Genomic DNA, 24705 nt, shown 5'->3' on the forward strand with positions numbered 1-24705 from the left:
AAATTCAATAGTAAATTGGCATCTACTGTATCGTGACCCTGATCTTGCAAAGCATAGGCACGAATTTTATTGGTTAAACCAATTCCACGACCTTCTTGGCGTAAATATAAAATTACACCTTGTCCTGCTTCATTGATGAGTTTTTGAGTGGCTTGTAATTGTGGGCCACAATCACATTTTAATGATGCAAAAGCATCACCTGTTAAGCATTCAGAATGTACACGAACCAAAACAGGGCCTGTTGGCGGATTTTCTAACCCTTTAGAAAGTGCCACATGTTCTTCACCTGTAACGGGATCTAGAAACACAGAAATATTGAATTCACCAAAAGCGGTCGGGAGTTTTGATGTTGCAATGAACTCTATAGGCACAGATTAACTCATCTTTTAACCGAAAACGGTTTAAAGTATAGCGTAATGCTGGGAGATTGGTCGAATTGTCATAATCATTTTGCACACTAAGGTTTTCTTTTTTGTATAAAGAAGACGATAATAGTTGATAAATAGTCAGATTATTCAGGATAATCTGCCAACCATACCCATAATGTATGAGAGACTGCTTTGCATGATCTCGTTCGCAAATGTGGCTGATTGAAGGTGACTTCATTCGATTGTATGATCGACCCATTTTGACCCAGCTTAGGATTTGCCAGGCTTATAAAGGCTTTGCCACATATGTTGTATACCGAAATTCCAACTCAACGCCCTGTTACGCCATTGTTAGATGCAATTGATCATCCTCAACAATTACGTCAGCTCGAGCATAGCCAACTGGTTCAAGTGGCTGATGAGTTGCGTCAATATATTTTATATGCAGCAGGCCAGAGTGGTGGCCATTTCGGTGCTAACCTCGGCGTGGTTGAGCTGACGGTTGCGCTGCATTATTGTTTTAATACACCAAATGACCGGTTAGTTTGGGATGTAGGACATCAAGCATATCCACATAAAATCCTGACTGGTCGCCGTGAACAAATTACAACTATCCGTTCAAAAAATGGATTAGCAGCTTTCCCTGCCAGAGAAGAATCGGTTTTTGATACCTTTGGGGTAGGGCATTCGTCAACAGCGATTTCAGCTGGCCTAGGTATGTCACTTGCACGCCGTTATCAAAATGACCCATGTGAAGTTGTTTGTATCGTAGGTGATGGTGCAATGACAGCAGGCATGGCATTTGAGGCTATGAATGATGCGGTTGCACATGATGCTGACTTGATTGTTGTACTCAATGACAATGACATGTCCATTTCTTGCAGTACTGGTGGCTTCGCTAAGCATTTAGCTGCAATTTGGGAAAAAGGTCATTTAGTCAATGTAAATGAACATGGTGAAGCTTATATCCAGCCACATCCAAAATGGACTTATAACTCTCGATTACACCAATCAGCAACCGATGCAGCAGATAACCTATTTAAAGCAATTGGTTTTGATTATTTTGGACCATTTGATGGGCACGATGTCAATCAGTTGGTTCAAGTGTTCAATGCGCTTAAAAAGCGTAAAGGTCCACGTTTAGTTCACGTTTATACTAAAAAAGGCAAAGGCTTTGCTCCTGCTGAAGCTGACCCGATTACTTACCATGCGATTGGTAAAATTAATGCCACTTCAGGCGGGAAAGCCCCACCAAAGTATTCGGATGTTTTTGGTGAATGGTTATGCGATGAAGCTGCTCAAGATGAGCGGTTGCTTGCGATCACGCCTGCTATGTGTGAAGGCTCGGGCATGGTTAAGTTTGCTAAGCAATTCCCCCAACGTTTCTTTGATGTCGCGATTGCAGAGCAGCATGCCGTAACACTTGCAGCTGGTATGGCTTTTGAAGGGCTAAAAACCTGTTGTTGCAATTTATTCGACATTCTTGCAGCGTGGTTATGATCAACTTATTCATGATGTTGCATTGCAAAATCTTGATGTAACTTTCGGTATTGATCGTGCCGGTCTAGTGGGTGAAGATGGCCCAACACACGCAGGTGCATATGACTATGCTTATATGCGTACTGTACCGAATATGGTGATTATGGCGCCAAAAGACGAAAATGAATGTCGTCAAATGCTTCATACAGCCTATGCCTATAATGGTCCTGCCGCAGTACGTTATCCACGTGGTGCAGGTGTGGGTGTCGAAATTCAAAAAGAAATGACGGTTCTTGAATTAGGTAAAGCTGAAATTGTTGCAGAAATTAAAGCAAACAGTGATGAGCAAATTACAATTTTAGCGTTTGGTAGCCGTGTCATGGTTGCTATAGAAGCTGCCGAGCAACTTGCACAAAAACACGATGTTGGTGTGCGTGTTGTAAATATGCGCTTTGTAAAACCGCTTGATGAGCAAATGATTCGAGACTTGGCTGAACATACTCATTTATTCGTGACAGTTGAAGAACATGCGATTATGGGTGGAGCAGGTAGTGCAGTAAATGAGTTTATGGCACAAGAGCAAATTGTTAAACCTATCATTAACTTAGGTTTGCCAGACTTATTCTTGCATCAGGCTTCACATAATCAAATGCTGCAAGATTGTGGTTTAGATGCGAAAGGTATCTTGAACTCAATTGAGAGAGCTTGGCTTAAGCAAAATCAGGTCGTTTAATCCGTTAATAAAATTTTTGAAACATTTTTTCCCATAAAGCGCATTCATTTGCTAAAATGTATGCGCTTTTATGCATTATTCTTTGTCAAAATCTTCAAATTTGTATTGTAGTGGGTGTTCAATGGAACCTATGGTGGTGATGGCTGCGCGTGCGGCTCAAACAGTTGGTCAAGAGCTTTTAAAAGCGCATCAAAATCGTCATAAACTCGATTTGCAAGTTGAAGAAAAAGGCATTGATGGTCCTGTAACACGTGTAGATCGTTATTTAGAACAATTAACGATTGATACATTACGTAAAAGTTATAAAAACCATAGCTTCTTAGGTGAAGAGTTCGGTTTGCAAGAAGGCAAAGGCCATGATGCAGACTGGTGCTGGGTCATTGATCCACTTGATGGCACGCAAAACTTTATTAATGGTTTCCCTCATTTCTGTATTTCTATTGCAGTTCAACACAAAGGCGTTACTCAGCACGGCGTAATTTATGACCCTGTACGTGACGAATTGTTCTCTGCAAGTCGCGGTCGTGGTGCGGTGATGAACCAACGCCGTATTCGTGTAAATGTAAAAGATAGCTTAGAAAATACGTTCTTGGCAGTAGGCCATCCTTATCGTGCTAAACGTGCTGGTGAAATCGTATCTTATGCAGAGCAGCACTTTGCTTCATTATTAGCTGTTACTCAAGCGGGTGCTCAAATCCGTCGTGGTGGTTCAGCCGCTCTAGATTTAGCTTATGTTGCTGCTGGTCGTTTCGATGGTTTCTTTGAACTTGGTTTAAAACCATGGGATATCGCTGCTGGTGAACTTATTATTAAAGAAGCAGGCGGTGTAGTGGTTGATGCTCGTGGTGGAAATGATTCACTTGAAAATGGTCAAGTGCTTGCTTGTTCACTTAAAATGCTAAAACCATTAATGCAAACAGTAGTTCCTGCTTGGGATAAAGCTGCAAAATAATTGAGAAACGCTTTGTGAGTTAAAACCCTCTTTTTATAGAGGGTTTTAATTTTTTAATGATCGGTAAAATAGAAATAATAATAGAAATAATAATAGAAATAACGATAAAGTTGATTAAAACACATGACTTTTAAATTCTTTCTGCTATAATCCGCCCACGCACTTAAATTTCCGTTCATTACCTGAACATTCTGTTCTATTCATTGTAAGCGCACGCTGTCCATAGAGAGGACCATTTCTTGCGCCCCGATCGCTCAGCGATTCTTCAGGTTCGGCCGTAATCAAGCGTGCGTTTAATCCACATCGTCGTTACTCGGATTGCCGCTGAATAATAAGGTTCAGCTAATTTTGCTTTGCCGCTTTGTGCCGATGTCTATTTTGTACTTATTAAAAATGGAGCACCCATTAGGGTGAAACTCTCTATGAGCAAAACTTTTGCCGAATTTTCTTTGCATGAAACCTTACAACAAGCGCTTGAAGGTTTAGGTTTTACTACCCCGACTCCTGTGCAAGAACAATCTATTCCTGCAGCTTTAGAAGGTAAAGACCTTTTAGTTTCTAGCCAGACTGGTTCTGGTAAAACTGCTGCATTCTTGTTGCCGACATTAAATAACTTGGCAGGTCAAGAAACTTTCGTTCCGTTCAAAGAACGCATGAAAGCTGTAACTCAACCAAATATTTTGGTAATTTCTCCTACTCGTGAATTAGCACAACAAGTAAGCCAAGATGCAATCGCATTTGTACGTCACATGAAAGGTGTTCGTATTGCTGCCATTATGGGTGGTATGCCGTTTGCTAAACAAATTCAACAGTTAAAAGGCGCGCAAGTTGTTGTTGCAACTCCAGGTCGTTTACTTGACTTGGTAAACCGTCGTCAAATTAAATTAGACCAAGTAGATGCTTTAATCGTTGATGAAGCGGACCGTATGCTTGACCTAGGTTTCTCTGAAGACTTAGAGGCAATCAGCGAATTAGCGGCTAACCGTAAACAAACATTAATGTTCTCTGCAACATTTGCTGATCGTATTATTCGTCTTGCAGCATGCATGATGAAAGATCCAATGCGTATTGCAATTGAAACAGGTCATTCAACCAATACAGATATTACGCAAACATTGCATTGGACTGATGGTTTTGAGCATAAGAAAAAATTACTTACACATTGGTTAAGTGATGAAAACTTAGATCAAGCTGTAGTTTTTGCAAGCACTCAAGAAGACACTGATATGTTGGCCGAAGAACTTGCTGAAGCAGGTCATTCAGTTGTTGCACTTCACGGTGCAATGCCACAAACAGTTCGTAACCGTCGTTTACGTAGTATCCGTGAAGGTCGTGCAAAAATCTTAGTTGCAACTGACGTTGCTGCTCGTGGTCTTGACGTTCCAACAATTTCACACGTAATTAACTTCGGCTTACCGATGAAGCATGAAGACTACGTACACCGTATTGGTCGTACAGGTCGTGCGGGTCGTACAGGTCAGGCAATTACTTTAGCGACTTATCGTGAGCGCGGTAAGATTCGTGCACTTGAAGAATATTTAGAAGCACGTTTAAGTGTTTCTGAAATTGAAGGTTTAGAGCCATCTCCACCTCCTGCTCGTTCAGGTCGTGATGGCGGTGGTCGTGGTCGTGGCGGCAACGGTGGTCGTGATGGTCGTCGTGGTGGCGGTTTCGGCGGTGGTCGTCGTTTTGAAGGCGAAAGTAACTTCAAACGCCGTGAAGGTGGTCGTGATGACCGTCCGCGTCGTAGCTTTGATGATAAACCACGTGGTGATCGCCCATTCGGTGGTGAAGATCGTCCGCGTCGCGAGTTCAACTCTGACCGTCCACGTCGTGAAGGTGGTTTTGAAGATCGTCCAAAACGTAGCTTCGGTGGTGAAGATCGTCCGCGTCGTGAGTTCAACTCTGACCGTCCACGTCGTGAAGGTGGTTTTGAAGATCGTCCAAAACGTAGCTTTGGTGGTGAAGACCGTCCACGTCGTGAGTTCAACTCTGATCGCCCACGTCGTGAAGGTGGTTTTAACGATAAGCCTCGTTTTGATTCAAATGATGACAACCGTGGTAATCGCGTAGATTATAAACCTCGTCGTGAAAACGGTTTTGGTGACCGTCCACAACGTAGTTTCGGTGGCGAAGATCGTCCACGTCGTGAAGGTGGTTTCGGTGACCGTCCAAAACGTAGTTTTGGTGGTGAAGATCGTCCACGTCGCGCAGTTCGTGAAGAACATTTTAATCAAGAATCTCGTGGTGAACGTCGTCGTAAATTCGACCGTTAATCTTAAAAAGATTTAAAAAAAAGGCCAGTTAACATACTGGCCTTTTTTATTTTTCAGTTTTGTTATAAAATAACAAAGTGTGAAATAGTTCAACATTTATTGTAATAATGCGTAAAAGTAAGCGAAAAGAGACTTCTTTGGCATGGTTGAGTAAATTATTACTTCAACATGGTTTGCCATACCTTTTTATTGCACTCGCTTTGTGTAATGGAATCTATTTTGCCTATGCTTTATTAACTGGCCATTTCGTAGATCAGTTTCAAGTTCTCAATCAGTAAATTTCTTTCAAAATCTAGCTCATATTGATGAATGAGCTTGTTTCGCTTTTGTCAAAATTACAACAAGATTCTCAAAATTCAGTGTTATAGTATGCGGGCATAAAAGTGCAGGAATGATTGCCATTATGAATAATAAAACTCCTCTCTCGACTCAGTCACTCATTGAAGTGAAAAATTTGAGTTTTAATCGAGGGGAACGCGTCATTTATGACAATATTAGTTTAAATATACGTCGAGGCCAGATTACGGCCATCATGGGACCATCTGGTACAGGTAAAACGACTCTATTACGTCTGATTGGTGGGCAGCTTCTTCCTGATCATGGTGAAGTTTTGCTTGATGGTAAAGATATTGCTCAAATGTCACGTCAGGAATTGTTTGCAGCGCGTGCGCGTATGGGAATGCTATTCCAAAGTGGTGCTTTATTTACCGATATGTCGGTGTATGAAAATGTCGCTTTTCCAATTCGTGCACATACAAAGCTTTCTGAAAATCTGATTGCTGAACTGGTCGCTTTAAAGCTTGAGTCTGTTGGCCTGCGTGGAACAGAACAGCTTATGCCTACTGAGCTATCGGGTGGTATGAATCGACGAGTTGCTTTAGCTCGTGCAATTGCGCTTGATCCAGATTTAATTATGTATGACGAACCTTTTGCAGGGCAGGACCCGATTGTAAAAGGTGTTTTAACACGTCTCATACGTTCATTGCGAGAAGCTTTGGATTTAACCACTATTATTGTTTCGCATGATGTTCCTGAAACCCTATCTATTGCCGATTACATTTATGTTGTGGCAGAAGGAAAAATTCAAGGGGAAGGAACACCAGAAGAATTGCAAAAATATACTTCTCCCTTTGTAAAACAGTTCTTAACCGGTTCTGCAGAAGGTCCGGTTGAGTACCAGTTTAGCCACCAAGCTTATTTAGATAACGAGGTTCGTCCATGAATACGATTGCCTGGTTAGGTAGACTCGTTATTGAGCGGATTCGAGGGATTGGTGTTGCGGCACTGATGCTCTTACAAATTATTTTTTCATTACCTTCAGCAGGCGGTTTTGGACGTTTCGTCTATCAAATGCATCGTGTAGGGGTAATGTCTTTACTTATTATCACGGTATCAGGTTTATTTATTGGTCTGGTACTCGGATTGCAAGGCTACTCAATATTGGTCAATGTTGGTAGTGAATCAATGCTAGGCACTATGGTGTCTTTAACCTTGCTGCGTGAGCTTGCACCAGTTGTTGCTGCTTTACTATTTGCTGGACGAGCAGGTTCTGCATTAACTGCTGAAATTGGTTCAATGAAACAAAGTGAACAGCTTGCCAGTATGGAAATGATTGGTGTTGACCCTTTAAAGCAAATCGTATCACCACGTCTTTGGGCTGGCATAGTCAGTTTGCCAATGTTAACTGTTATCTTTGCTGCGATTGGTATCGTTGGCGGTAAATTGGTTGGTGTTGACTTTCTTGGCGTTGATGAAGGCTCCTTCTGGAGTGGTATGCAAAATAATGTTCAATTTGGCCATGACGTTGTAAATGGCATCATTAAGAGCATTGTATTTGCTTTACTTTGTACATGGATTGCTGTTTTCCAAGGGTATGCATGTGATCCAACACCTGAAGGCATTGCAACGGCAATGACCCGGACGGTTGTATATTCTTCATTATGTGTTTTAGGTTTTGATTTCGTGTTGACTGCGGTCATGTTCGGAGGGATTTAATGAAATCACGTACTAGTGAGCTGGCCGTAGGTATCTTTGTCATTATCTTCGGTATTGCTTTATTCTTTTTAGCGATGAAAGTAAGTGGTTTGGTGGGTACAAACTTGAGCGAAGGTTACACTATGAAAGCTCAGTTTGATAATGTTAACGGACTTAAACCACGTGCTAAAGTAACGATGAGCGGTGTAACAATTGGTCGTGTTGATTCAATCACGCTTGATCCGGTTACACGTTTAGCTACAGTAACTTTTGATCTTGATGGAAAACTGACAAGTTTTAATGCTGAACAGTTAAAAGAAGTTCAAAAAAATGCTTTAGACGAATTACGTTATAGTTCTGATTATACGCAAGCGACTCCAGCGCAACAAAAAACAATGGAACAGCAACTGATCAGTAACATGTCATCCATCACCAGTATTGATGAAGATGCTTATATAATGGTTGCAACCAATGGTTTATTGGGTGAGAAATATTTAAAAATCGTACCGGGTGGTGGTCTTAACTACCTTAAACGTGGCGATACAATTTCTAATACTCAAGGAACGATGGATTTAGAAGATTTAATTAGTAAATTTATTACTGGTGGTGGCGCAGGTAAAGTTGCCGCTGGTTCATCATCCTCAGCAGAAGAAAAAGCTCCTGCAAGTACTGACAGCAGCGCACAGCCGTCATTTGTTGAGTAAGAGATTATTTGAAGGAGTGGTTCCAGGTGAATAAGTTGTTTAAACAAACCCTGACAGCAAGTGTTTTGTCTACTATGATTGCTGGTACAGCTTTTGCTGCACCTTCAGAAGCACCACCTGATTTTATTAAGCGTGTTGCTGATGGTTTGATTGCTCGTTTAAAAACAGATCATGCCAAGTTGCAAAACAACCCTGCTTTAGTTAAATCAATCATACGTCAAAATTTAGATCCGTATGTTGACTCACAAGCGTTCACTCGTATTGTGATGGGTACTTATGCGACAAATCAGTATAGTACGGCTGCACAGCGTGCTCAGTTTGAAACAAACTTCCGTAATACATTAATTGAGAATTACGGTAGTGCATTTGCTAAGTATACAAACCAGACTTACACCATGCGTCCTTATAAAGCGACTGCAGGCAAAAACCCTGTTGTAACTTTAGACTTCAACCACAATGGCGATAAAATTCCTGTGTCGTTCCAGTTGGCTGACAAAGGTTCGCAGTGGAAAATCCGTAACATCAATGTTTCTGGTATTGATTTAGGATTACAGTTCCGCAACCAGTTTGCTGCAACTGTTAAGCGTAATGGTGGCGATTTAAATAAAGCAATTGCTACGTTCCAACCTGATGCAGATGCTGCTGTTAATCAGAACAAACAAAAATAAGTAGGTGAAGAGTGGTTCAGTATCTTAACCAAGAGTTAGTTGTTTCAGGCAAAATCGATTTTGAAAATGCTGAACAACAATATCAAGCTGGATTGGCAATTATTAAAAAGCAGACTAGCTTTCCTCTAATTGTTGATTTAAAACAGCTTGAGCATGGTAATACGTTAGCATTGGCGGTGTTAGTTCAATGGTTACGTCAGACGCCACAGAAGTCTGGATTACATTTTAAAAATGTTCCAGAGAAGATGCTGAAAATCATTCAAGCTTGCCATTTGCAAGAAGATCTACATTTGGTCTGATTATGCAAAGATAAAAAAGCACCTAAATTTAGGTGCTTTTTTTATCTAAAGGATTAGTGAATATGGACAGGCTTTAAATCCACTTTTTCCAGCGGAAATAAATGATAGGGCCAATAAAAAAGCCAATAATGATTAATAAGACTGCGATAAAACTACTTTTACCATGAGCAAAAGGCAATACTTCAGTGTTCATACCATAGATACTCGCGATCAGCATTGGTGGCGCTAACATACTTGGTAAAATCGAGAATCGACGAATCGTATCGTTTTGCTCAGTGTTAATGAACCCAGACGTTGTATCAAGCAAGAATCGTACTTTTTGGAATAAGAAAGCATCATGTTCTACAAGTGAACGAACGTCTTCACTGAGCTCTCGGATATCTGCATCGTAGATATGACTGCCTAAGGCACGTGGACGAGATAAAAACGTTAAGACTCTTCGTAAATCAATTAAACACAGTTGAGCTTTTCCAAGCATATCTTCTTGTTGAGCCAAGCGGGTAATCATGTCATCAAGGTCTAAAATCTTCTCACGTTGATGGTTGTTGAGCACCTCAGTAGAGTATTTTTCTAGATCCTTGTGGATATCTTCTAAGATATCCGCAAGCTCATCCAGTTTTGCTTCAAGCAAGCCCAATAAAATCCAAGTTGGATCTTTGTAATCCATTTCATAGTCATTACGACGAGCTCGCGCACGAAATGCACGAAATGCAACTAGCTTCTCACCACGCAAAGTAAATAAGCGATCTTTATGTAAAATGAATGCTACGGTTTGCACCATGGCAAGCATATGGGATGAATCTTCCGCATCTCCATCAACCTGATAATTTTTATTTTTCGTTAAAAAATAGGTGCTGATATGCAAAATGCCGTCATCATCACGGTAGAATCGAGCAGAAGATGAAATGTCTTCTAGCGACTTTAGTGTAGGTAAGTTCTGATCGTAGGCATCTAAGACCCATTGTTGTTCTTCTTGAGAGGGTGCAATTAGATCAAGCCATACTAATTCGGGATGTAGATCAAATCCACCGTTGATGGTGGCATCTTCCAGACTTCCGCGTTCTGTGGCATAAAAGGCTTCAAGCATGTGTCTTTTTTCCTCACGCAGTCTGATGGAAATTGATGGGTGTATTTTAGACAAGGATTTGCCGAAAAACACTTGCCAATACGCTATTTTGCAAAAAAAAACTCTGTCGATAGTCTAGTTTGTCAGCATGACAGTTCAATAAAACGGTTTTTATACTATGAATTCAATTTGTATTTTCTGTGGTTCATCCTTAGGTTCAGACCCAATCTTTCAACAAATTGCTCAATTAACCGGTCAAACTATTGCTAAACAAGGTAAAACTCTTGTTTATGGTGGTGGTCGTTCGGGTTTAATGGGCGTTGTCGCTGATAGTGCTTTACAAGCCGGTGGACAAGTCATTGGCGTCATTCCTCGTGCTTTAGTCGATCGCGAGTTAGCTCATCCCGGGCTGACAAGACTATATGTCGTCGAGAATATGCATGAGCGTAAGACCAAAATGGCAGATCTATCGGACGGTTTTATTGCTTTACCAGGTGGGGCAGGTACATTGGAAGAAATCTTTGAACAATGGACATGGGCACAATTAGGTATTCATCAAAAGCCGTGTGCTTTTCTAAATGTAGCGGGCTTTTATGAAGATTTGCTTAAAATGGTTCAAGGAACTGTAGATAAAGGTTTTAGCCAAGCAAGGTTTGCCGATAAATTGATCGCTTCGGATAAAATTGAGGATATTCTTCAGCAATTTGAACAATATCAGCCGCCTGCTCCGAAATGGACAAATGCGGATGTTCAACCATAAATGAGGTTAGATAGGTGAAAACAATTACGGTCGCCGCTGCGGTGATCTTAAATGAACAAAATGAATTATTGCTTGTTAGAAAGCGTAATACACAGGCTTTTATGCAAGTAGGCGGTAAACTGGAGCCGAATGAGGCTCCGGAAACTGCTATACAACGTGAAATCTTGGAAGAAATAGGTAGCCCGTGTGTAATAGAGCGGTTTATAGGCCGTTTTGAGACAGCAGCAGCCAATGAACCGGATCATGCGCTGATTAGTCATTTATATTTAGTTCGTTTGAAACAGTCTCCACAAATTGCAGCCGAAATTGCTGAAATGAAGTGGATAAAATTTAATGATTCCGAGACAAAACTTGCGCCATTAACCAAAGAAATTGTAATTCCGTGGTGTGAGCAGAACTTATCTACAACTCTATAATTTTAATATGATGTAGATGAAGCAGCAGCTAGGCAACTTGCATAAATAGATGTGCACCCTAGCTGTTTTAGCGCCTGACTTAAAGCGTGAATTGAACTTCCTGTTATGATTACATCATCAATAATCAGCACACGACGGTAACGCCGTTTTTCTTGAGTTATCGCAACAAATTGCTGTTCAATATTTTCAAATCTTTCGAGTCGAGACAATCCTTTTTGAGAGCGTTCATTTAGGCGCTGCACAGGCTGCCAAACAGGTATTTTTAATTGTTTACTTAAAAGTTTGGCGAGCAATAATGATTGATTAAAACCACGTTCAGTTAAGCGTTGTTTAGAAATAGGCATAGGTACTATGGCTTGTACCTTAGGAAATTTTATTTGCTGTAAGACCTCGGCAAGTAAGGTTTGATAGTGTAATTTTTGTTCATATTTGTACTGCTGAATTATGCGGTTAATTGGATATGCGTAGTGGCAAGCCACAAGAACAGATTGATCATTGCGCTGAACTGTTTGCTTAAGCCACGGTAGTTGTTCCCAACATTCTTTACAAAGTGAATATTTTTCCCGTGTTCCTATTTCACATAATAGGCAAGGGGACAATAACTGAAAAAGATATTGAGGGTTGAACAACTTAAACATAAGCGTATCGAGGTGCTTCAGGCAGCCAGCGTTTCAAGAGGGCGTCAGCTTGCTCAGGGTAATCTTTTAGAACTTGTTGTGCAACGTAATGCGCTTGACTCAGTAAATGATCATCTCGTTCTAAACGTGCGACACGGAAGCCCATATCACCTGTCTGTTTTGTTCCTAATAACTCACCCGGACCTCGTAATTCAAGGTCTTTTTCAGCAATGACAAAGCCGTCGTTACTTTCTCTTAAAATTGAAAGTCTTTCTTGCCCATTTTGTGAAAGTGGAGGTTTATAGAGAAGAACACAAAAACTAGCCTTTGCACCTCGTCCGACTCGACCTCGTAATTGGTGTAGCTGTGAAAGTCCTAGTCGTTCAGCATTTTCAATGACCATAATAGAGGCATTAGGTACATCTACCCCAACTTCAATAACAGTTGTCGCAATTAAGAGCTGTAGTTCGTTGTTTTTAAATGCTTGCATGACAGATTGCTTTTCATCAGCTTTCATTTTGCCATGAACCAAACCAATATTAAGTTCAGGAAAGCGCTCTTTCATTTCTTGATAAGTGGCTTCGGCAGCTTGAGCATCTAAAGTTTCGGACTGTTCAACCAGAGTACATACCCAGTAGGCTTGTTTACCTTCTCGGCAATTTGTAGCAATTCGATTTAGCACTTCTTCACGACGATCTAGCGGAATTGTGACGGTCTGAATTGGAGTTCGGCCTGGCGGCAATTCATCAATAATCGATGTATCCAAATCGCCATAAGCACTCATTGCTAATGTTCTAGGAATTGGCGTTGCAGTCATGACGAGTTGATGTGGTGTGAGTTGTTCTGCGCCTTTGTTGCGTAAGGCTAATCGTTGATCCACCCCAAAGCGGTGCTGCTCATCAATAATCACGAGTCCTAATTTGGCAAACTCAACATTATCTTGAAACAAAGCATGCGTACCTACAATAAGCTCGGCATGGCCCTCTTTGATTTGTTGTTCAGCTTGTGTTCGTGCTTTACCTTTTTGTTTGCCTGACAGCCAAGCTACTGTAATACCTAAAGCTTCAAACCAGCGCTTAAAATTTAAATAATGCTGCTCTGCTAAAATTTCGGTAGGTGCCATTAAGGCAACTTGCCAATCTGCTTCTAAGGCGTGACATGCCGCAACTGCCGCAACTAAAGTTTTACCTGCACCTACATCACCTTGTACCAAGCGTAACATCGGTTGGTGTTGTTTTAAGTCGCTTAAAATTTCTTTTGATACACGCTTTTGTGCGTTGGTCATTTGAAAGGGAAGAGCTTCTAACAGTTTTTTTGCAAGTACTTTACTACTCGGAAAAGCAGGTGAGGCAATTTGACGAATATAAGCACGTCGCGTGAGAAGGCTAATTTGATGTGCGACCAACTCTTCAAAAATAAGGCGTTGCTGAGCAGGATGAGACCCTTGGGCCAATTGAATCATATTGGCATCGACAGGTGGCTCATGAATGTAATGTAGGGCTTCTTTGAGTGCGTATCCATTTGTATATTGTTTAGGAAGCAGCTCAGGTAGAGCATCACTATGATGCTTCAACGCCTGTTTAACATATTCAAGTAACTTAGGTTGCGTTAAACCATCAGTACTTGGGTAAATTGCCGTGAGCTGCGTTTTGGGTAGAGGCGTATGCTCATTAATGAGCTGAATTTCTGGATGATAAAGCTCAAGTCCTCGTGCACCTACGCGAACTTCACCAAAAATACGTAAACGGTTACCAGGTTTTATTTTGTCGGTTAAATTTTTATAAATATGATAAAAGCGTAAAGTCACCTTACCAAATTCATCTTGTATTAATGCGGCCATAGATTTACGTTTACCTGGAGGGAAATCAACAGATTTGACTTCACCCTCGAGTAAATAACTACGACCAACCACCAATTGATTCATAGGAATAATGGTACTGCGATCTTCATAATCACGGGGCAGATGAAACAGTAAATCATCTGTGGTAAAAATATTTAGTTTTTCGAGTAGGGCTGCTGAAGCCGATCCAACGCCTTGTAACTGATGGACTGAAGTCATGTCCCCTCAACGAGTTCTCTATGCATATATTATTTATCGGTTATGGTAAAACATCTCAGCGTGTTGCTAAACAACTATTTGAGACAGGACATCAAATTACCACAATCAGCCGTAGCGAAAAAACAGATCCTTACGGGAAACACCTCGTACAGGATATTTTTACACTTGATTTAAGTGAAATTGCGCCTGTAGAGGTAGTGTATATTTTACTTTCTCCAGACGATAGTACAGTTCAAGGTTATCAACATACTTACGTTGATAGTATTGAACCTATTCGTCAGGCGTTAAAATTACATCCAGTCAAAAGACTCATTGTCGTGTCATCTACACGTGTATATGGTGAAAACTCTGGTGAAACTATTAATGATGATAGTGAGATTCACCCGAATGACGCTCAAGGACATATCCTGCATAATATGGAATTGCTTTGGCAGAAATACTTTCCAGCTCAGTGCGTGATTGTACGTCCTACAGGGATTTATGGTACTTCGATTGACCGATTAAAACGCATGGCTGAAAACACACAGACCTATCCAAATATTCACTATAGTAATCGTATTCATATTGATGATTTGGCAAGATTTTTAGCATTTTTAGCCGATTTTGAAAAACCGCATAAGAGTTATCTTGTTGCAAATAATGCTCCTGTACCTTTACATGAAGTTTTACTGTGGTTCCAAAGTCAGTTGGATTTACCACTTCTTACTTTAGATTCAGCTCATGTTTCAGGTAAAAAAATATATGCGAAACATTTATTTGAAACAGGTTTTCAGCTTGAGCACCCAATTTGCTTTAATGACTATTTATTATGTTTAAATGCTCATGGTACAAATTAAAATTTAGACTAAACTTTAAATAACAATAGAAATACCAGAAGAGGCAATCAAATTGCCGATAAAGAAAAAAAGGTTGCAAGTGAAGAAATTTTGTTTAGCTCTTATTTTGAGCGTAATGTCAGTTGCGAGTTGGGCTCAAGATCAGGTGTGGTGTACATATGATCCTATGGGTACCCAAGGGGATATAACGCGTCGTTTAAACGACATTCGATTATATGCTCAGCAATATCAAGTCAAGTTCAAGGTCGTCAGTTATCAAAAAGAGCAGCAAGCTATACAAGCTTTTGATGAGGGGAAATGTTCGGGGCTAGCAGCAAGTAACTTTAATACTTATCAGTACAATCATTTTATGGGGAGCAGTTCGGGTATTGGTCTTATACCTAATAACCGAACCGCTCGAAATTTATTGCAGCTTTTAAACCATCCTACAATTGAGAAAAAACTTATTAATCAAGACTATGAAGTGGTCGGTATGATTCCAGTAGGAACAGCTTACATGGTCATGAAAAACAAAAAAATATCAAAAGTTGCACAGCTTAGAGGCCAGCGAGTCGGAGTCTTGGCTAATAATCCGCCACAGCAGGCTTTGGTGAGCAGTGTAGGGGCGCAGCCAGTCTATGTTGACTTATCCAATGCAATTGCCCAGTTCCAGCAAAATAAAATCGATATTATGCCTGCACCGATTTATGGTCTTTTACCTTATAACTTACAGAAAGATTTTGGGCCAGACACTCAGGTGATTAATTTTCCATTGGCTTATTTTGGGGTAAATCTAATTATTAAACCTCAAGCTTATCCTGCCAATTTTGGACGAAAAATTCGGGCTTGGTTTGTGCAAAATAGTCAATTACTAACGAATAGAGCAATGCAGTGGGAAAATCATTTACCTGCCTATTATTGGGTAGATGTTTCTTTTTACGAAAAGCAGAGCTATGACATTATGGTGGCCAAAATACGTAATCAATATGTTCGCTCTGGATATTATGATGCATACTTTGTTGAGCTAATGAAACGCTTACGTTGTATCGATGATCCACGTTACTTTGAATGTTCTATGCGTCGATAAAATAAAAGGCAACCAGAGTTGCCTTTTATTTTGACTAAAAATTTAAGATTTCTTACGTTTTAAACGGCGTTTAGCTTGTTGAGATGCCATTGCTTCAAGGGCTTCTTTTAACTCTTCATCAGTAAAGGTGGTGATGTGTTGCAACATCTGTAACGTTACTTCATCAAGTACTAACTGTGCGCCTGCTGCCATTTGACGGAAATTATCATCAAACTCGATTTGGCCTTGGTCATTTGTTCGAATGTAATTTTGTTGAGTTAAGACTTTGATAAAGCTTTGGAACAATGCTTTGTCAAAGAACTCTGGAGAATTAAATTCGTAAAGTACAGATAAACGTTGGCCTAACAAATGACTTAGCTCTTCAACTTGTTTTGTTGAAATATTGCCTGAACCACGCTGTGTGATTAAAGCTAACGTCATGTAATAACGCTCAAGACTTTGTTTAACAGGTGTTGCCAATACAACAAGCTGATTGTGCTCTTCAGTATTTGGTGCAGAGCTAATCAAGTTACCTTCATCATCTTGCTCAATAAGTTTTGATTGAACTAATGCATCTGCATATTGTTCAATCTGTTCTTTAAGTTCACTACTTTTCCATTTAAGGAATAGTTCAGCTTTTAAGAACGGGTAAAGTGTATAGATGACATTACTTAAATCAGTACGACTAATTTTTCCGTTATGCTCAACAAGAGATGCAACCAATGAAGGTAAAACGAAAGCATGCAAAATGTTATTACGGAAATAAGTGAGGAGAACGGCTTGGTTATCTTCAATCGCAATAATGTCACCAAGAGCATGCTGTACACGCTTAATGAGTTTAAGTTTTAAGCCGTAAGCAATAATTTCCTTACCAGATAAAGGCGTTACTTCTGTACGTGCATCATAAGGGAAATTTGATGCCAAATTGCGATAAGCTTCAAGCTGTTTAATACAGATTTCTTCATCAAGCGTATGTTTTGGCGTTGCAAGTAAAATAATTGAAAGTAAAGAAACCGGGTTAATCACTACCGCACGGTTAATATTCTCTAAAATTGCATTTGCAGAGCTATTCACTGCTTCTGAAACAGCGGGTGGTACTGGGTCGTCATTCTTTTCAATGTAGACATTTTCTGCATTGTGCTGTTTAAGCAAGTCATCTAGAAAAACAGGTTCACCAAAGTTAACGTGTACCTTACCGAAAATGCGTTCAATTTTTCGAAGTGTTTTTAAAATACCAAAAATAGACTCAGCTTCTTTTGGCTTACCTTGCATTTCGCCTACATAGGTCGAACCTTCCATAAGACGTTCATAACCAATATAAGTTGGTACAAATACAATCGGCTTGGCACGGCCACGTAAATGGCTATGAACGGTCATTGCAAGCATGCCAGTTTTCGGTGGTAATAAACGACCTGTACGTGAACGTCCACCTTCAATAAAGTATTCAAGTGGTGTGTTGCGAGAAAGAATACTATATAAATATTCTTTAAATACCGAAGTATAAAGGCCATTACCACGGAAAGAGCGGCGAATAAAGAAGGCACCGCCACCACGTAAAAGCTGACCAACGAAAGGTAAGTTTAAGTTGTCGCCCGCAGCAATATACGGAACCATCAAACCACGTTTATAGATCACATAAGACAGTAATAAGTAGTCAATATGGCTACGGTGACATGGTGTGTACACAATTTCATAGTCTTTTGCGAGCTCACGAACAGTGCTGAAGTTATGAACTTCTACCCCGTCATAAAGCTGAGTCCATAAGCGTGTTAATGCTAAATCTGCAAAACGTACTGCTGAGTGAGAATAGTCAGATACGATTTCGTTGACATAACCAATCGCACGGCGCTCTGCTTCAAGCATGCTGATTTTGCCACGAATACTTTCGCGTCGAATAGCTTCTTGAACATCACGAGACTTTAATACCGACTGCATGACATTGCGGCGATCTGATAAGTCAGGGCCTAAAACAACTTCACGTTGGCGGTCAAGGTAGTCATTTAAAGTGCTCACAATATAAGTCGCTGGTGAAAGGTTCGGATAATGCTGTTGAGCATATTCAACGAGGTCACGCAAAGACTGTGGTTCATGGAACTCTAAATAAGATTGACGACCATGTAAACCAATATTTACAAGCTGTTTAACGGTACTTGGTGTTGCCCATGTGTCTGAGAACAATAGCTTAAACCAAGAGTCTTCTTTATCTGGAGAGCGGCCCCATAAAACGGTTACTGGAACCAGTTCTATATCGAGCTCAGGATTTGCTTGTAAAACTTCAATCAGTTTAATTAAACGAGGTGGAAAAGCATGAGGAGGGGGATTTAATAGGTTATTTTCATCATTGTGCTGTAAAAATAAAACTGAAGCTTTTTCCTGATGAGTACCGATGACTAATGGATCTAACGCTGGCTTTAAATTTAAACGGCGAGTTTCCCCATCCACCACTAACGCATTACTGCGAGAATGATTTTGCAAGACGTAGCACACTACCTTTTGGCGCTCAGTCTTTGCTTCAGTTTCCGATGTTTCTGATACTGGTTCAGTAGGAACTTCCCCAAGAACATGTGGTGTTACCACGAGGTCAAGTAGCTTACTTGAAAGCCGACGATACATTTGACCAAACCCACTCTTGGACATAAGAACTCCTACTTCTTAAAGACAAATCCCAGCACCAAATGCAGAGGGTAATTATTTTGAGGCATTTATTAAAAAAAACAATATGCTACTTTCTTATAAATTATAATGCTTTTGGCATTTTTTATCGTTAAAAATCGTATTTTTAGCTACTTTAAGGGTAATGTTCGTCAGAAGTTGACTGATTGTTCCATGTACAAATAGTTTTTTATGGCACAATAGATTCTACACATCTGTCCTTTAATACCAATTTTGCCTGCAATATGAAGGTATCTCTCATGAATGCGTTAACCCAAGAACTGGTTGAGCTGCTCACTTTAGAAAAGCTTGAAGAAAATATTTACCGTGGAATTAGCCGTAATTTGGTCGGTAAACGTGTTTTTGGAGGTCAGGTTTTAGGGCAGGCTTTACGTGCAGCTTCTTATACAACTGATCGTCCTGCGCATTCTATGCACGCTTACTTTTTATATGGTGGCGATATTAATGCTCCAATCATTTATGAAGTAGATCGCTTGCGTGATGGAAAAAGCTTTGTCAGTCGTCAGGTTCGGGCAGTCCAACATGGACGAGTTATTTTCTCTGCAATGGTATCTTTCGCCAATCCTGAAGAAGGCTTGAACTACCAACACTCAGAACCAGAATATCCAGCTCCTGAGACCTTAAAGTCGGAAAATGAACTGAAAGAAGGTATTCTTAATTTTGTACCGGAAAATGTTCGTGCAAGTTTCATGCGTGAACGTCATGTTGAAATACGACCGATTGATCCAGTCAATCCATTTCAACCACAACCGGAAGCGCCATATAATGCGCACTATATCCGTACCCATGACCGTATTCCAAAACAACTTGATGATATCGCTTTACACCAAGCAATTGTGGCGTTTTATTCAGACTTTACTTTGATGACTACGGCTTTAAGACCACATGGTCTAAGCTATATTTCTCCAAGTTTACAGTGTGCCAGTATTGATCATGCCATTTATTTCCATCGCCCACTTCGCGCTGATGAATGGATGCTCTATGACATGGAAGCAACAGTTAGTGCAGCTTCTCGTGGTTTGAATTTTGGTCGTATGTGGCAAAATGGCCAACTTGTATGTAGTACGGTACAAGAGGGTTTAATTCGTTTGCGGGAAATTGAAACGCAATAAACTTATTTATAAAGCCATCTCATAAGATGGCTTTTTTATTTTAATTGAAAGGATGTGACAAAAAATTGCTCGAATGAAAAGCAAGCTCATGTCATATTTGCAAAAGGATTGCCTACTGAAAAAAATAATGCTGATATGAACTTAAATACACAAATTCTGATTGCTGCCATTTTAGGTTTAGCCTTTGGCTTCGTGCTTACCATGTATCCTGATACTGCTTTTGTAAAGCATAGCTTATACGGGTTAGGCATATTAAGTAGTGTCTTTATTGGGCTACTTAAAATGTTGTTGGTGCCGTTAATTTTCAGCTCTATTGTTGTTGGAGTTTCAAATTTACAGGCAGGAGGGCAGCTAGGTCCTGTTTGGAAAATTACGTTTTTATGTTTTATCACCACCACCACATTAGCCTTAATCTTGGGTATTGGCTGTGCTCATTTATTTGAGGTGGGGCGAGGTGTAGATATTTCAATTTTTCAGGCATCAATGCAAAACTATCAAGCACCAGATAGTTTAAACCCAGCAACTTTCTTTACTAACTTTATTCAAAATACGTTAATTAATCCCTTTAAAGCATTTAGTGATGGAAACGTTTTAGCTGTTGTGGTGTTTGCACTATTTGTGGGTTTTGCATTGGTTCAAGGTGGTGAACGCTTTAAGAGTATCCGATTATTAAGTCATCAGTTTTTTGAAATGATGATGATGCTAGTGGGATGGGTCATGAAGTTGGCGCCATTAGGAATTTTTGCATTACTTGCTAAATTAATGGCTACAGAAGATATTTCAGTATTAAGCCGCTTGGCAGAGTTTGCTGTTGTTGTAACTGGAACCACTATTTTCCATGGTGCTGTTGTTTTGCCATTACTGCTCTGGATTGTTGGTCGTATGAGTCCTTGGACTTTTTTCAAAGGTACACGTACAGCCTTAATTACTGCGTTTGCAACAAGTTCGAGCTCTGCAACAATGCCGCTGAGCATGAAATGCACACAGGAAAACTTAGGTGTTCGTCCTCAAACGGCAGGTTTTGTGATTCCATTAGGTTCTCAACTTAACATGGATGGTACAGCTTTATATGAGGCTGCCGCTGCGCTCTTTGTTGCAAATTTAGTGGGACTAGACTTAAATCTGACCCAGCAAATTGTTGTGTGCTTAACAGCGATGATTGCATCACTTGGTGCACCAGGAATTCCAAGTGCGGGTATGGTTACCATGATTATGGTATTACAGTCTGTGGGTTTGCCTGCTGAAGCAATTGCGATTTTACTTCCAATCGACCGTTTACTTGATACAGTAAGAACGGTGGTAAATGTGCAGGGCGATATGATGATTAGTGTAGTTGTAGATCGATATACTAAAGAGAAAGATATCAGTTTCTAAGCGCTAAATAAAAAAGCAGGATTTTAAATCCTGCTTTTTTATTTTTAAGCGGCTTGTAGCTCGGCTCTTTTTGCTGCTGGAGATTGAGATAAATAACTTACCGCATCTTCAGTGCTACCTTCTTTAACTGGATCGTACCAAGGCATGAGATAGTCAATTTGCTGAGCAATAAGCCAAAATGGATTTGGTAATACCTGATTATCTTTACGGCTAATCTTGTACCACTCTACAGCAACCCAAACTGGAAAAAATTTAGATTTGGCCGCATCGGCAAACCGAGGATCTTGCTTCATAATATGCGCAGCGCCGTCTACCCATAATCCAAGGACAAGGGTAATAACAGCAAGGCTTAAATAGTAACGTGGGATGTAACCACCACCAAGATGACGATATAAGTCAAAGGCTACGGTGCGATGTTCAATTTCTTCAGAACCATGCCATTTAACCAGATCTACCATTTCTGGATCTGCGCCTAATTCTTCCCAACGGTTGTTATAAAGCGCATATTTACCGAGTACACAGGTCATATGCTCAACAGTTGCGATAACACCTAAACGAAATAAATCCCATTGTTCCTGCAAGAACTGAGGAACTTCTTTATCAAAAGGTTTATCTGCCAAAGCAGTGGTAAATAGATAATTCATAATGTCCAGATTTCTCTGGATATCAATATTACGTGCGCTTAAATATTCTTTATTGGCAGAAGTGTGTGCATTTGCGTGCATTGCTTCTTGGCGAATAAATGCTTGGACATCCTGTTTAAGTTTTTCATCGGTAATACGAGGTAAAACCTTATTATAGAGTCGACAGAACCAGAACTCTCCAGCAGGCAAGATATTATTAATTTCATTAATAAAATAACTTGCAAACGGTTGGTTTGGAATCCAGTCTACAGGGGTATCTTTCCAGTCAAATTTTACCTTGCGTGGAAGAATTTTATAATCAATAGAAGAACCTAAAGCTTTATTCTTCAAAAAAGATAGCAATTTCATCATTTAGTCCTGATTTTTAACTCGATGAAGTTATAACGAGTATAAAAAAAGCCCCTACATTTGTGTTTAGCAATAGGGGCCAATTGAATATAAATTTAATAAAGAAATTGTATCTGTTTTGACGATTTACTCTTCTGCATCCTCATCGCTTGCTTCCGGGATCGCATCGACGTCAAATTCAGGCTGTTGCTCAAGCGTAAAGTGTAGACGTCCAGCCATTACACTTGCGAGTTCTTCTAAGCCTAGTTTGTTTAATGAAGAGAAAAGCTGAATTGAGAAATCAAGCTTCATTTTTTTCAATTGTTGTTTAACTTCAAGCAAAACTTTGTTTGCTGGACCACGGTTAAGTTTGTCTGCTTTGGTTAAAAGAATATGAACAAATAAATGGCGGGAATAAGCCCACTCTAGCATCATCATGTCAAAGTGCTGTAAAGGGTGGCGAATATCCATGAGTAAAACCAAACCTTGTAAGCTTTTACGATGGATTAGATAGTTTTCTAATTCTTTTTGCCAAACACGCTTCATATCTTCTGGTACGGCTGCATAACCATAACCAGGAAGGTCAACTAAGCGTTGATCTGGATTACCTAGGCTGAAAAAGTTAATCATTTGCGTGCGCCCAGGTTTTTTGGAGGCACGTGCAAGCTGTTTCTGGTTTGTTAATGCATTAATTGCGCTAGATTTTCCTGCATTTGAACGTCCGGCAAACGCAATCTCGTAGCCACTATCTTCAACACATAGTGCCAATTTCGGAGCACTCATTAAAAATTCAGCTTGGCGTAACCAGTTTAGAGATTGCACAGCATAGGCTGTAATCGCTGGATCCGGTTTCTTTTCATAACTGATCTTTTGCTTGGGTGCGAGTCTGGCTTTGGTGTCTTTCGATTTTTCACTACGACGCATAAAAAATAACTTTTTAAATGAGAGGGCTCGCGCCTAGTATAAAGGAGCTTGGTTATTCTTGCTAATTTTCAGTAAGCTTGCTTAAAAAGATAAATAGAATTACGGGCTCTAGAGTTGTAAAAAGGCGATAGGGGAGTGATCTGAAGCAGATTTTGGCTGTTGTAAAACTTCACCTAACGTATATTGATCTAAACTTTGATAAAAGCTTTCCAAAGCTTGATCAAGAATACCTTTCAAACCGCAATGGGAGCGTAAAACACAAGGTGGTGTATTGCATTCAACAATTTGGTGGTCACCTTGTAAAATTCGGACAATTGTTCCAAGTTTTAAATCTAAAGCTTTTGGATTTAATCGAATTCCACCCCCTTTGCCGCGAATGGTAATAATCCACTCTTGTTTACCCATAAAATGGACAACCTTCACAAGATGATTTTGCGAAACATATAAATCTTGAGCGATTTCTGCAATCGTGTACGGCGCATCACTTGGACGAGCGACATACATTAATATTCGCAAAGCATAATCGGTAAATTTATTAAGTTGCATGATCACCAAAAACTAAAGGTTAAGAGGTTGATCATCTTAGCCTGAAAGTCTAAAGAATAAAACTTTCAGGCCAGAGCTTTTTTAAGTTACAGCGTTAAAGGAGCTGAAACTTGTACTTGATCACCAACTCTATAGTGCTCAAGCAAAATGTTTGAAACAGAGAACTCTGTATGGTTTTCTTCTGGTTGAACATCAAAATGATAAGTATTGTCCTCTTGAGCCTCTGCTAACTTAAATGCTTTTGGTTGTTCAAGCTGTTGGTTAGGTACTTGAACTTTTACAGAAATAAAAGCATTTGCTGGGCTGGTGAGTACATCTTCATGGTCAGTTGCTTTTAAAGTGAAACGTTTGCCAGACTCAAGTGGGTCAATTTGCGTAATTTCAAATGAACGCCAGCCAGCCCATCCACCTTTCAAGCTTTCAAGTTGTTCATATTTTTGTTTTTCAACACCAATTAAGATATCTGCCAACTGTAAGTAAGCTTGTTTCCACGCTTCAATGAGTTCTGATTCAAATGGAACATTTAAAACTTCACTAATTGAATGAAGCAAGTTGTCGCCCACAATTGCATATTGATCTGGCTGAATATCTAAACTGACATGCTTAGTGGTAATGCGTTCAACCGCTTTAGCAAGCACTGTAGGATTCTCAATATTTTCAGCATACGCGAGTACAGCTGCTGCAAGAGCACGAGGTTGGCGCAGGCTGGTCTGATCATCAAGATTAAAAACATTTTTTAATTCTGGGTTGTTATTCAACATACGTTTATAAAAGTATGTAGTCAGAGTAACACCATGTTCACGCAATACAGGTACAGTAGATTTAACGAGTTCAATTTGTTGTGGAGTCATGG

General features: G+C 40.0%; 23 protein-coding genes and 1 pseudogene. 15 read left to right on the forward strand and 9 right to left on the reverse strand.

The genetic code is table 11. The features are described 5' to 3' along the window. On the reverse strand, positions 1–371 hold a 371-nt coding region (gene ribA / locus J576_RS12370; RefSeq protein ID WP_033855613.1), incomplete at its 3' end, for a GTP cyclohydrolase II RibA. Positions 372–674: 303 nt separating this feature from the next. On the opposite strand from ribA, the pseudogene dxs reads away from it, so the two are divergent. The 9 genes and pseudogenes from dxs (at position 675) to J576_RS12415 (ending at position 9453) form a co-directional block, all read left to right on the forward strand. Continuing rightward, positions 675–2580: pseudogene (gene dxs / locus J576_RS12375) on the forward strand (1-deoxy-D-xylulose-5-phosphate synthase). 121 nt (positions 2581–2701) lie between these two features. Beyond that, entirely contained in the window at positions 2702–3532 is an 831-nt protein-coding gene (locus J576_RS12380) for an inositol monophosphatase family protein (protein ID WP_002052337.1), read from the forward strand. A gap of 422 nt (positions 3533–3954) precedes the next feature. Further along, positions 3955–5808 (forward strand): DEAD/DEAH box helicase, encoded by a 1854-nt coding sequence (locus tag J576_RS12385; RefSeq protein WP_016804170.1) that lies wholly within the window; start codon positions 3955–3957, stop codon positions 5806–5808. A gap of 137 nt (positions 5809–5945) precedes the next feature. Further along, positions 5946–6086: a hypothetical protein gene (locus J576_RS20205; protein ID WP_162181823.1), complete on the forward strand. Its 141-nt coding sequence runs from the start codon at positions 5946–5948 to the stop codon at positions 6084–6086. A 125-nt stretch (positions 6087–6211) separates the two neighbouring features. Next, a complete protein-coding gene (locus tag J576_RS12395; RefSeq protein WP_031951089.1) occupies positions 6212–7030 on the forward strand; it encodes an ABC transporter ATP-binding protein in 819 nt (272 codons plus the stop codon). Next, positions 7027–7803: a lipid asymmetry maintenance ABC transporter permease subunit MlaE gene (gene mlaE / locus J576_RS12400; RefSeq protein ID WP_001091949.1), complete on the forward strand. Its 777-nt coding sequence runs from the start codon at positions 7027–7029 to the stop codon at positions 7801–7803. The genes J576_RS12395 and mlaE overlap by 4 nt, the downstream gene beginning before the upstream one ends. After that, entirely contained in the window at positions 7803–8486 is a 684-nt protein-coding gene (gene mlaD / locus J576_RS12405) for an outer membrane lipid asymmetry maintenance protein MlaD (protein ID WP_002049738.1), read from the forward strand. Before mlaE ends, mlaD begins: the two co-directional genes overlap by 1 nt. A gap of 26 nt (positions 8487–8512) precedes the next feature. Continuing rightward, on the forward strand, positions 8513–9154 hold the full coding sequence (locus tag J576_RS12410; protein WP_002049753.1) for an MlaC/ttg2D family ABC transporter substrate-binding protein: 642 nt from the start codon (positions 8513–8515) through the stop codon (positions 9152–9154). Positions 9155–9165: 11 nt separating this feature from the next. After that, positions 9166–9453 (forward strand): STAS domain-containing protein, encoded by a 288-nt coding sequence (locus J576_RS12415; protein ID WP_000250997.1) that lies wholly within the window; start codon positions 9166–9168, stop codon positions 9451–9453. Positions 9454–9526: 73 nt separating this feature from the next. Here J576_RS12415 and J576_RS12420 read toward each other — a convergent pair whose 3' ends face one another. Then, positions 9527–10540, reverse strand: a complete 1014-nt coding sequence (locus tag J576_RS12420) for a CorA family divalent cation transporter (protein ID WP_002049699.1) — start codon at positions 10538–10540, stop codon at positions 9527–9529. A gap of 157 nt (positions 10541–10697) precedes the next feature. Here J576_RS12420 and J576_RS12425 point away from each other — a divergent pair, with 157 nt between their 5' ends. Next, entirely contained in the window at positions 10698–11279 is a 582-nt protein-coding gene (locus J576_RS12425; protein ID WP_002049746.1) for an LOG family protein, read from the forward strand. A 14-nt stretch (positions 11280–11293) separates the two neighbouring features. Then, positions 11294–11695 carry an NUDIX hydrolase gene (locus J576_RS12430; protein ID WP_002049701.1) on the forward strand — a complete coding sequence of 134 codons (402 nt, stop codon included), beginning with the start codon at positions 11294–11296 and terminating at the stop codon, positions 11693–11695. 2 nt (positions 11696–11697) lie between these two features. Here J576_RS12430 and J576_RS12435 read toward each other — a convergent pair whose 3' ends face one another. Continuing rightward, entirely contained in the window at positions 11698–12333 is a 636-nt protein-coding gene (locus J576_RS12435; protein WP_002049745.1) for a ComF family protein, read from the reverse strand. Beyond that, positions 12326–14371 carry an ATP-dependent DNA helicase RecG gene (recG, locus tag J576_RS12440; protein ID WP_033855614.1) on the reverse strand — a complete coding sequence of 682 codons (2046 nt, stop codon included), beginning with the start codon at positions 14369–14371 and terminating at the stop codon, positions 12326–12328. The genes J576_RS12435 and recG overlap by 8 nt, the downstream gene beginning before the upstream one ends. Positions 14372–14391: 20 nt before the next feature. Between recG and J576_RS12445 the strand changes: the two genes are divergently transcribed. Both J576_RS12445 and adeT2 read left to right on the forward strand, forming a co-directional pair. Continuing rightward, positions 14392–15207, forward strand: a complete 816-nt coding sequence (locus tag J576_RS12445) for an NAD-dependent epimerase/dehydratase family protein (RefSeq protein ID WP_002049691.1) — start codon at positions 14392–14394, stop codon at positions 15205–15207. A 79-nt stretch (positions 15208–15286) separates the two neighbouring features. Beyond that, the gene (adeT2, locus tag J576_RS12450) at positions 15287–16273 is read left to right on the forward strand and encodes a putative multidrug efflux protein AdeT2 (protein ID WP_025467798.1); all 987 of its coding nucleotides are present in this window, start codon (positions 15287–15289) and stop codon (positions 16271–16273) included. A 42-nt stretch (positions 16274–16315) separates the two neighbouring features. On the opposite strand, the gene plsB is transcribed toward adeT2, so the two are convergent. Beyond that, positions 16316–18889, reverse strand: a complete 2574-nt coding sequence (gene plsB, locus J576_RS12455; protein WP_002049695.1) for a glycerol-3-phosphate 1-O-acyltransferase PlsB — start codon at positions 18887–18889, stop codon at positions 16316–16318. Positions 18890–19164: 275 nt separating this feature from the next. Here plsB and J576_RS12460 point away from each other — a divergent pair, with 275 nt between their 5' ends. Both J576_RS12460 and J576_RS12465 read left to right on the forward strand, forming a co-directional pair. Continuing rightward, entirely contained in the window at positions 19165–20037 is an 873-nt protein-coding gene (locus J576_RS12460; RefSeq protein ID WP_002049736.1) for an acyl-CoA thioesterase, read from the forward strand. 108 nt (positions 20038–20145) lie between these two features. After that, entirely contained in the window at positions 20146–21411 is a 1266-nt protein-coding gene (locus tag J576_RS12465; protein WP_031951088.1) for a dicarboxylate/amino acid:cation symporter, read from the forward strand. 44 nt (positions 21412–21455) lie between these two features. Here the strand turns inward: J576_RS12465 and J576_RS12470 are convergent, their stop codons facing one another. From J576_RS12470 to J576_RS12485, 4 genes are all read right to left on the reverse strand, one after another. Next, positions 21456–22406 (reverse strand): metal-dependent hydrolase, encoded by a 951-nt coding sequence (locus J576_RS12470; protein WP_079378128.1) that lies wholly within the window; start codon positions 22404–22406, stop codon positions 21456–21458. A 123-nt stretch (positions 22407–22529) separates the two neighbouring features. Then, positions 22530–23306, reverse strand: a complete 777-nt coding sequence (gene yihA / locus J576_RS12475) for a ribosome biogenesis GTP-binding protein YihA/YsxC (RefSeq protein ID WP_001254456.1) — start codon at positions 23304–23306, stop codon at positions 22530–22532. 108 nt (positions 23307–23414) lie between these two features. After that, positions 23415–23852, reverse strand: coding sequence for an RrF2 family transcriptional regulator (locus J576_RS12480; RefSeq protein ID WP_001176606.1), 438 nt, complete (start codon positions 23850–23852; stop codon positions 23415–23417). An 86-nt stretch (positions 23853–23938) separates the two neighbouring features. Next, positions 23939–24703, reverse strand: a complete 765-nt coding sequence (locus tag J576_RS12485; RefSeq protein ID WP_033855615.1) for a globin domain-containing protein — start codon at positions 24701–24703, stop codon at positions 23939–23941. Positions 24704–24705: the final 2 nt, after the last annotated feature.

This window comes from Acinetobacter sp. 766875 (genome assembly GCF_000582055.1).
Lineage (GTDB): Bacteria > Pseudomonadota > Gammaproteobacteria > Pseudomonadales > Moraxellaceae > Acinetobacter > Acinetobacter nosocomialis.

Excerpts from the sequence above, each read along its gene's own strand:
- J576_RS12380 (WP_002052337.1), top strand. The coding sequence starts at position 2,702 with ATGGAACCTATGGTGGTGATGGCTGCGCGTGCGGCTCAAACAGTTGGT.
- J576_RS12385 (WP_016804170.1), top strand. The coding sequence starts at position 3,955 with ATGAGCAAAACTTTTGCCGAATTTTCTTTGCATGAAACCTTACAACAA.
- J576_RS12395 (WP_031951089.1), top strand. The coding sequence starts at position 6,212 with ATGAATAATAAAACTCCTCTCTCGACTCAGTCACTCATTGAAGTGAAA.
- mlaE (WP_001091949.1), top strand. The coding sequence starts at position 7,027 with ATGAATACGATTGCCTGGTTAGGTAGACTCGTTATTGAGCGGATTCGA.
- mlaD (WP_002049738.1), top strand. The coding sequence starts at position 7,803 with ATGAAATCACGTACTAGTGAGCTGGCCGTAGGTATCTTTGTCATTATC.
- J576_RS12420 (WP_002049699.1), bottom strand. The coding sequence starts at position 10,540 with ATGCTTGAAGCCTTTTATGCCACAGAACGCGGAAGTCTGGAAGATGCC.
- J576_RS12425 (WP_002049746.1), top strand. The coding sequence starts at position 10,698 with ATGAATTCAATTTGTATTTTCTGTGGTTCATCCTTAGGTTCAGACCCA.
- J576_RS12435 (WP_002049745.1), bottom strand. The coding sequence starts at position 12,333 with ATGTTTAAGTTGTTCAACCCTCAATATCTTTTTCAGTTATTGTCCCCT.
- recG (WP_033855614.1), bottom strand. The coding sequence starts at position 14,371 with ATGACTTCAGTCCATCAGTTACAAGGCGTTGGATCGGCTTCAGCAGCC.
- J576_RS12445 (WP_002049691.1), top strand. The coding sequence starts at position 14,392 with ATGCATATATTATTTATCGGTTATGGTAAAACATCTCAGCGTGTTGCT.
- plsB (WP_002049695.1), bottom strand. The coding sequence starts at position 18,889 with ATGTCCAAGAGTGGGTTTGGTCAAATGTATCGTCGGCTTTCAAGTAAG.
- J576_RS12460 (WP_002049736.1), top strand. The coding sequence starts at position 19,165 with ATGAATGCGTTAACCCAAGAACTGGTTGAGCTGCTCACTTTAGAAAAG.
- J576_RS12470 (WP_079378128.1), bottom strand. The coding sequence starts at position 22,406 with ATGATGAAATTGCTATCTTTTTTGAAGAATAAAGCTTTAGGTTCTTCT.
- yihA (WP_001254456.1), bottom strand. The coding sequence starts at position 23,306 with ATGCGTCGTAGTGAAAAATCGAAAGACACCAAAGCCAGACTCGCACCC.
- J576_RS12480 (WP_001176606.1), bottom strand. The coding sequence starts at position 23,852 with ATGCAACTTAATAAATTTACCGATTATGCTTTGCGAATATTAATGTAT.
- J576_RS12485 (WP_033855615.1), bottom strand. The coding sequence starts at position 24,703 with ATGACTCCACAACAAATTGAACTCGTTAAATCTACTGTACCTGTATTG.